Source organism: Rhodopseudomonas sp. WA056, from assembly GCF_010906995.1.
In the GTDB taxonomy this organism is placed as follows: domain Bacteria; phylum Pseudomonadota; class Alphaproteobacteria; order Rhizobiales; family Xanthobacteraceae; genus Rhodopseudomonas; species Rhodopseudomonas palustris_G.
Window position 1 is genome coordinate 1 of the sequence record NZ_QPFS01000263.1, and the last position, 676, is coordinate 676.

The window sequence follows — 676 nt, forward strand, 5'->3', positions numbered from 1 at the left end:
GCTCGATCCTGGCGATCTTCCAGGGCCGCATCCTCAAGACCACCATCCTGGCCTCGCTGGTCGCGACCGGCTGCCAAGGCGGTTACTACGCGATCACCTTCTGGGTGCCGCGCTTCCTCACCACCGAGCGCAAGCTGTCGATCGTCGGCTCGACCGGCTATCTGGCGACGCTGATTATCGGTTCGTTCGTCGGCTATCTGGTCGGGGCCTGGTTTGCCGATCGGTTCGGCCGCCGCAGCCTGTTCCTGACGTTCTCGCTGGGCGCGATGGTGGTGGTGCTGGCCTATACGCAGCTTCCGCTATCCAACGAAATGCTCTGGGTGCTCGGTTTCCCGCTCGGCTTCTTCGCCTCGGGCTACTTCTCGGGCATGGGCGCGTTCCTGACCGAACTGTTCCCGACCAGCCTGCGCGGCTCGGGGCAGGGCTTCTGCTACAATTTCGGCCGCGGCGTCGGCGCGCTGTTTCCGTTCCTGGTCGGCTATCTGTCGCAGGTCACCACGCTCGCCAACGCGATCTGCCTGTTCGCGGTGTTCGCCTATGTGCTGTTCTTCGCCGCCGCCTATGCGCTGCCGGAGACGCGCGGCAGGGTGCTGAGCGCCGATGAGTAAGGCTGATCGATCCAAGGATGCGGCTCCGGCGTGCCCGGGGCCGGATCCGGCACCGCGCCGGCCGACCC

1 protein-coding gene is annotated in these 676 nt (G+C 66.3%); it reads left to right on the forward strand.

Going from position 1 to position 676, the window contains the following annotated elements; all coding sequences use genetic code 11:
• On the forward strand, positions 1–608 hold a 608-nt coding region (locus tag DU475_RS23930; protein WP_164633532.1), incomplete at its 5' end, for an MFS transporter.
• Between the last annotated feature and the right edge of the window lie 68 nt (positions 609–676).